Origin of the sequence: Aquamicrobium zhengzhouense (assembly GCF_016124105.1) — a bacterium.
In the GTDB taxonomy this organism is placed as follows: Bacteria; Pseudomonadota; Alphaproteobacteria; order Rhizobiales; family Rhizobiaceae; genus Aerobium; species Aerobium zhengzhouense.
In genome coordinates, this window is the sequence record NZ_JADGMQ010000027.1 from 1 (window position 1) to 7,199 (window position 7,199).

Sequence of the window (7,199 nt, forward strand, 5' to 3'; positions counted from 1 at the left end):
TGGCGAACGAGCGCAAGGTTTCGGTCTCCACGCATCGTCAGGCATTGGCGGCCTTGCTGTTCTTCTACGGCAAGGTGCTGTGCACGGATCTGCCCTGGCAGGGCATCAACGAAGACCAGAACCTGGGCATCGCCATCACCCGCCGTGCGCTGGAAGCCCCGCTGCGCGCCATCGTGGCCAACGCCGGTGAAGAACCGAGCGTGATCGTGGCCAACGTCAAGGCCGGCGAAGGCAGCTACGGCTACAACGCCGCCACCGGCGAGTTCGGCGACATGATCGCCATGGGCATCCTGGACCCGACCAAGGTGACCCGCTCGGCCCTGCAGCACGCCGCTTCCGTCGCCGGCCTTGCGATCACGACCGAAGTGGTCGTGGCCGAAGTGCCGAAGAAGGAAGAGCCGGCCATGCCGGGTGCTGGCGGTATGGGCGGCATGGGCGGCATGGATTTCTGATCCGGTTGGCCCGGTCGTCAGGGAACCGGACCGCGCCAGCGCGGTCCGATCCCGGCAACGACCCGACATCAAGGCCCCAAGGACGGGGCCGGAGCCCGGCAGCGATGCCGGGCTTTTTGTTGTGCCCGCGCCGCGGCAATGTCTGACGCGAAGATCAGAACGCACCGATACGAACGTGCGAACACAGGCGCAACACTGAGCAGCCGTCCCCGCACCGGAGCGCTGCGTGCCGCGCCTCGCCACATCCCGGCGGCAAGCCGCGGGATGCGCGCCACTGCCGTCCGCCCACACCGGTTCGCGGTACGCGCGCCACGCGCCCGAGCGCACGCTGCTGTACGCGTTGGTAGAGGCGCACTACCCGGACTTCATTGCACGGATCGAAGCGGAGGGCCGCTCGCTGCCCGGGTATGTCCGCGAGGCGTTCGATGCCTACCTGCGTTGCGGCGTACTCGAGCACGGCTTCCTGCGGGTGGTGTGCGAGCACTGCCGTGCAGAGAGGCTGGTGGCCTTCTCCTGCAAGAAGCGCGGGTTCTGCCCGAGTTGCGGCGCGCGACGCATGGCCGAGAGTGCGCGGCACCTGGTCGAGGAGGTGTTCGGCCCGCGGCCTGTGCGGCAATGGGTGCTGAGCTTTCCGTACCCCTTGCGTTTCCTGTTCGCCAGCAAGCCAGAAGCCATTGGCCCGGTGCTGGGCATCGTGCAGCGCGTGATCGCCGGCTGGTTGGCCGATCAAGCCGGCATCGACCGCGCCAGCGCCCAGTGCGGCGCGGTGACGCTGATCCAGCGTTTCGGCAGCGCGCTGAACCTGAACATCCACTTCCACATGCTGTGGCTCGACGGCGTGTACGTGGAAGCCACCGAGCTGCCGCGGCGCGAACTGCGCCTGCACCGCGCCCGTGCGCCCACCACCGCGCAGTTGACCCAGCTGGCAGCTACCATCGCGCACCGGGTGTGTCGGCACCTGACGCGCAAAGGCTGGCTCGAAGGGGAGGGCGAATCGGCCTTCCTGGCAGACAGCGCTGCAGGCGACGACAGCATGGATGGGCTGCGGATGAGTTCGATCACCTACCGCATCGCCACCGGCCGCGACGCTGGCTGCAAGGTCGTCACGCTGCAAACGCTGCCCGGTGACGCCGGTTCGCTGGAGGGCGAAGCCGGCAAGGTCGGCGGCTTCTCACTGCATGCCGGCGTGGCGGCCGAAGCACACGAAAGCCACAAGCTGGAAAAGCTGTGCCGCTACATCACGCGCCCGGCGATCAGCGAGAAGCGGCTGTCGATAGCGCTCCAGGGCAGGGTGCGTTACCAGCTCAAGACCCCGTGGCGCAATGGCACCACGCATGTGGAATGGGATCCGGTGGATTTCATCGCCAAGCTGGCGGCGCTGGTCCCGCCACCTCGCGCGCATCTCACCCGCTTCCACGGCGTATTCGCCCCGAATGCAAACCTGCGTGCGCAGCTGACGCCCTCGGGGCGCGGCAAGCGGCCTGCGGGCGATGCGGCGCCAGTGGACGTCAGCGCCCACGACGCGCCGCGCAGCCCCGAGGAGAAGCGCCGTGCGATGAGCTGGGCGCAACGGCTCAAGCGGGTCTTTTCCATCGACGTCACCGCCTGCGTCCACTGCGGTGGCACCGTGCGGATCGTCGCCAGCATCGAGGAACCCACCGCCATCCGCGCCATCCTCGCCCACTTCGAGAAGCACGGCGCGCGGGAAGAAGCGCACTACAGGCCCGCAGCGCGCGCGCCGCCAGTGCAAGCCGCGTGACGATCTGCCGGCTGCACAGCCGACGGCGAAACCGGAATCCGAGCCGATGCGGCCACGATCCGCAGGGCGGCGCTCGGCCCGCTGTCGGGAATCAGCGAAGCATGGCTGCTGACAACGCCGCTGCGTGGCCCCGCGATGCCGAAATCCCACTCACAGACGTCCGATCCGTGCCCAAAACGGGGCTTGCGCGACCGCCGCCTACCCAGCAGACTGCCCGAAAAGGGCGTTTGAACTTCCTATACGCAAGGAACGTCTCGCCTGCCAAATCGGGCCATGTGACGGCTGACCGCTTGGCGAGCGGATGCCGTTCCGGTAGCACCGCCAAGAGCGGTTCGGTCCATGTGCGACGGGAATGGCAGTCGGGTGGTTGGGGCGTGCCCGCGACGAACGCCACGTCCAACCTGCCGGCGCGAAGCTGCACCACCGCTTCACGGGCCGGGCCTTCGGCGATCTCGACTTCAACATCGGGGTAATCCTTGCGGTATTGGCCGATCAGCTTTGCGAGGAAGCTATGCGGAATCAGGGCATGGATACCGATACGAAGCCGGCCGCTTTCTCCGGCTGCCGCCATGCCGGCGGTTTTCACCGCATGGTCGAGTTGGTCAATACCTACGGCTATCCGCTCGACGAAATGGCGTCCGGCCTCGGTCAGCCGAACGCCGCGCGCATGACGCTCGAACAAGAGGATGCCGAGGTCTTCTTCCAGTGCCTTCACGCGGGCGCTGACGCTGGACTGTGCAACGCCGAGCGCGTTGGCGGCGTGACGGAAGTTGAGATATTCGGCGACAGCGAGAGTGTGAACTAAGGTCATCATTGGCACTCGCCCCGAAAGGAGATGATTGCTCAACAGATTTAATCCGTCATTTCTCCTAAGTCTACGCATGCCAAATCGCCATGACTAAATCACAATGAAGTTGCGAATGGTCTGCGTAGTATTGGCAGACATATTAAATAGAGGATCGCGCCGACAATCCAAACCCAACCGTTCCATGCCCCGGCGGTGGCAGAATAGAGTGCTGTGAAGCCAAGCGGTCCTGCGATAGAGCTTAGATTGGTGAGGCTCGTTAGCGTTCCTTGCAAAGCCCCTTGCTTGTTACTGCTGACATTGTTTGAGAGCATTGCCTGCAAGGCCGGCATGCCAACACCCCCGGCGGCAAGCAGCAACAGAATCGGGAACACCATCCATCCCTGCGTGGCAAAAGCCAGAAGAACGAAGCCAGTCGCATCCGCAGCCATGCCAAACAGCAGCGTGCGCCGCTCTCCAAGCCGGCTTGAAAGCGGGCCGGTAACAAACGCTTGGAAGATCGCATGTGTTGCCCCAAACGCCGCGAGCGACAAACCAACGGTCGCGGTGTTCCACTGAAAACGGTCCTCGCCATATATGACCCATAGGGCTGCAGGCACTTGGCCGATCAGTTGAATAATGAAGAAAACTGCGAAAAGCGCACCTAGCCCGCGCAATGCATCATCCAGCCGTAACAGAACGAATGGTTTGATGCGAACCGGCTTTCCGGTCCCGCCATGGCTGTGATGAGTCTCCTTGAGGAAAATGCAGGCAAGCAGGAACGCGAACCCGTTGAGAAGGGCGGCGGCGATAAACGGGGCATGAGCAGAGATACCACCGAGCATGCCACCAAGTGCTGGCCCGGCAATCATGCCCGCCCCATAACAGGCCCCCATGTAGCCGAACCAGCGTGCGCGAGAACCTTCCCCCGTCGAATCGGCAATGGTTGAGGCTGCTACAGCTCCGGTTGCGCCCGTGACGCCGGACACGAGTCGGCCGATATAGAGCACCCATAAGACCGGCGCTGATGCCATAATCGTGTAATCGACTGCGGCTCCTGCAAGAGAAGCCAGAAGTACCGGACGCCGACCGTAAGAATCCGAAAGCTGTCCAAGCATGGGCGCGAAGACGACCTGCATCAATGCATAGAGCGACAGCAAGGCACCATAGTGTCCAGCGACCTGCTCTGCTGGCACAAGCTCACGCAGAAGCGTCGGAAGGACGGGCATGATGAGGCCGAGACCCATGGCGTCAAGACCCACGATCAGCAGGGCAATGATGGCAGAGCTGCGCACCTGAAACTCCAGCGCCGCTCAATGGAGCGACTTTATCAACGATAAGGAGATGGACATATAACTTATCGGTGATAAATTGTCAAGCACTGGCGAAGGAACGTGAATGACCAAACTGGACAAGGGCACCGTGATCGCGGCGGCGCTAGAGCTGTTGAACGAGGTTGGCATGGACAGCCTGACGACGCGGAAGCTCGCTGAACGCCTCAAGGTTCAGCAGCCTGCGCTTTACTGGCATTTCCAGAACAAGCGAGCGCTGCTTGATGCGCTCGCCGAGGCGATGCTGGCGGAACGCCATACCCGCTCGCTACCCGAAGAGAATGAGGACTGGCGGGTGTTCCTGAAAGAGAATGCCCTGAGCTTCAGAACGGCGTTGCTCTCTTATCGGGACGGCGCGCGTATCCATGCCGGCACTCGACCGACAGAACCGAATTTTGGCACCGCCGAGACGCAAATACGCTTTCTCTGCGCGGAGGGCTTTTGTCCGAAGCGCGCCGTTTGGGCGCTCCGGGCGGTCAGTCACTATGTGGTCGGTTCCGTTCTCGAGCAGCAGGCATCTGATGCCGATGAGAGAGTTCCGGACAGGCCAGATGTGTCCGAGCAAGCACCGTCGTCCTTCCTGCACGATCTGTTTCACGAGTTGGAAACAGACGGCATGGATGCTGCGTTCAACTTCGGACTCGACAGCCTCATCGCTGGTTTCGAGCGGCTGCGTTCATCTACAACAGATTAGAGGCTTATGCCCCTTTGCCGCCCCAACTGCCACGACACCGATCCGCTTTGCACGATGCCCATGACCTCACGGCCGAGCTGGCGGTCGATGACCGGCCGCCACGGGACAAGGGAAATGAGCGGTATCTTGCCAGACAGGATACCGCCATTCACGAGGTTTCGAAGATTATTGCGCCGCATCGGAGCGGGCTTGCTTCCAGTCGTCGGCTAGACGACTGGCGACTTCTCGGTGGCAGCATCACGGGATCGAAGGAGCGCCAGCCCCAACGACACCAGCACTGCCATTGCCGTGGCGTAACAAATCACGGGCCACGCTGTATCGCCGTTTAACAGCGTCACCGCCAATGTCCCGACGATACTGACTATCAGGCTTTGGATGCAGAAGTAGAACGCAACCGCTGATCCAGCGATGTCGTCGAACTGCGCAAGTGCGCCGTTGGCGGTAACGGACACCGTGAAGACAATGCCGACCGCGACAACCCACATCGGCAGGATGAAGCTGAAAAATGACGGCGATCCGAAAAGTTGGCCGATCCCCAACAGGATCGCGCCGGAAACGAGCAACGCCATCCCGCGCGCTACGCATCCCGCGATACCCCATTTGGCAACGAAGGACTTTGCGAAGCGGGTTGTCGTGACCATGACCAGCCCGACAGTCGCGAAGGCCAAGCTAAATCCGATCTCGGAATAGCCGGCTTGGCCTATGAGAACACGGGGGGCTGTCGAGAAGAAAACGAAGAATGTGCCCATGCCGGCACTAAATCCGACCGTGTAAACCCAAAAGGCCGGACTCGCGAAGATCGGCAAAACAGATCGTTGCGTTCTGGCCTGATCCAACGGTCGGGTTTCATGCCACCTGAAACTGGCGTTTAAGAGTGCGAGCGAAGCCAGTGCAGCCAGTGTGATGAAGATCGCCTGCCATCCCCAAAACTCGCCGATCAGCGCACCGGCTATAGGGCCGAGCGCAGGCACGAACGCCAGCATCGAACTGAAAAGGCCGTAGATGACGGCACCTTCGGGACGATTGGCATATACGTCGCGCACGGTCGCGAAGGTGGCCACCAGCATGGCCGATGCTCCAACAGCCTGAACCAGACGAAACGCAACAAAGGCTAATGCAGTTGAAGAACAAGCCGCTCCCAGAGACGCAGCAACGAAAGCCGTTGCGCCTACAAGCAGGATCGGCCGTCGCCCGACGCGATCGGAGAGTGGCCCAAAGATCACTTGGCCCACACCGAGCATCACCATGTAGAGGCTCAACGTGAGTTGGATTATGGATGGAGTCGTGTTCAGGACGCCCGGCATCGCCGGAACGACTGGAAGATAAATATCCATCGCCAGCGAGGCGAGGATGTCGAAGGGAGCCATAAGCAGCAAGGCTGCCGGCAGCGTATAGGCCCACGCGGGGCGTGTGGTGGTCATGACGAATCAACCGCTCGATTAAGGATACCGGGCAGCGTCTGCTCGTCAGCAATCAGATGGGATTGGTCTTACAGAGCGCCGCAACAACAATTCTGATGTTGCGGCTTACTTGTCTGCTGACTTGGAATTTCCCATGCTGATGGCTCCACGATTACGAAATTGAATAGCAGCTCTTATCGAATTAGTTGTTGCGTTGCAATGCGGTATCGTTGGCTCCTATAGCCCCAACCCCCGCTGCCGCCCTAACTGCCACGACACCGAACCGCCCTGCATGATACCCGCGACCTCGCGGCCGAGCTGGCGGTCGATGATCGGCCGCCACGGGACAAGGGTGAACTCGTGGCTCTTTTCCACGATGGCGAACTTGCCGCTCGTTAGCTGGACAGTCCCGGTGAACTTGCCGCTGACACTCTCACCATCCTTGGCGGCGCGGAACGGCAGCGCCTTGCCCTCGGCCATCTCCGCACCGGCGCGCGCAACTTCCCGCTCGCGCAGGGTGGCGAGAAGATTGCGCCGGTAGAAGATTCGGCCGTCCCTGTTGCGCGTGGCGTCGCGCTGTTCGATATGATGCTCGCGGCGCTGGTCCATGGCTTCGCGGACCTGTTGCCCGAAGCCGGTCGGCGCAAGGTCGGCCGTTTCGCCATGGACCAATCGCCGGTCCATCCCCGGATCGAGGATGAGCCGGTCGGCAGCGACCCCGCTCCGTCGCAAGGCGGAAACCCGCGCCTCGAAGAACCGCACAATCTCGTCGAGCGCGT

At 62.3% G+C, this 7,199-nt stretch carries 7 protein-coding genes and 1 pseudogene; 3 read left to right on the forward strand and 5 right to left on the reverse strand.

The annotated features are described in order from the left end of the window. Both IOD40_RS19765 and IOD40_RS19770 read left to right on the forward strand, forming a co-directional pair. Positions 1-452, forward strand: a 452-nt coding sequence (locus IOD40_RS19765) for a TCP-1/cpn60 chaperonin family protein (RefSeq protein WP_124235010.1), incomplete at its 5' end; no start/stop codon positions are given. 226 nt (positions 453-678) lie between these two features. Beyond that, complete coding sequence (locus IOD40_RS19770) at positions 679-2,211, forward strand: IS91-like element ISCR3 family transposase (protein ID WP_001747814.1); 1,533 nt, start codon at positions 679-681, stop codon at positions 2,209-2,211. 91 nt (positions 2,212-2,302) lie between these two features. Here the strand turns inward: IOD40_RS19770 and IOD40_RS19775 are convergent, their stop codons facing one another. After that, positions 2,303-3,025, reverse strand: a complete 723-nt coding sequence (locus tag IOD40_RS19775; protein ID WP_223151157.1) for a LysR family transcriptional regulator — start codon at positions 3,023-3,025, stop codon at positions 2,303-2,305. Between the two features lie 89 nt (positions 3,026-3,114). Continuing rightward, on the reverse strand, positions 3,115-4,290 hold the full coding sequence (tet(G), locus tag IOD40_RS19780; RefSeq protein ID WP_001257840.1) for a tetracycline efflux MFS transporter Tet(G): 1,176 nt from the start codon (positions 4,288-4,290) through the stop codon (positions 3,115-3,117). A gap of 103 nt (positions 4,291-4,393) precedes the next feature. On the opposite strand from tet(G), the gene tetR(G) reads away from it, so the two are divergent. Further along, positions 4,394-5,020, forward strand: coding sequence for a tetracycline resistance transcriptional repressor TetR(G) (gene tetR(G) / locus IOD40_RS19785; protein ID WP_000163574.1), 627 nt, complete (start codon positions 4,394-4,396; stop codon positions 5,018-5,020). Here the strand turns inward: tetR(G) and IOD40_RS19790 are convergent. The 3 genes and pseudogenes from IOD40_RS19790 to IOD40_RS19800 form a co-directional block, all read right to left on the reverse strand. After that, positions 5,017-5,133: pseudogene (locus IOD40_RS19790) on the reverse strand (DUF3363 domain-containing protein); the annotation flags it as partial. The gene tetR(G) and the pseudogene IOD40_RS19790 sit on opposite strands and share 4 nt — an antisense overlap. A 93-nt stretch (positions 5,134-5,226) precedes the next feature. Beyond that, complete coding sequence (floR, locus tag IOD40_RS19795) at positions 5,227-6,441, reverse strand: chloramphenicol/florfenicol efflux MFS transporter FloR (protein WP_084929431.1); 1,215 nt, start codon at positions 6,439-6,441, stop codon at positions 5,227-5,229. Between the two features lie 216 nt (positions 6,442-6,657). Beyond that, positions 6,658-7,199 (reverse strand): DUF3363 domain-containing protein (locus IOD40_RS19800; RefSeq protein WP_139156203.1); only part of this gene is annotated, 542 nt, incomplete at its 5' end.

Coding starts and splice junctions, on each gene's coding strand:
- IOD40_RS19775 (WP_223151157.1), bottom strand. CDS start 3,025: ATGATGACCTTAGTTCACACTCTCGCTGTCGCCGAATATCTCAACTTC.
- floR (WP_084929431.1), bottom strand. CDS start 6,441: ATGACCACCACACGCCCCGCGTGGGCCTATACGCTGCCGGCAGCCTTG.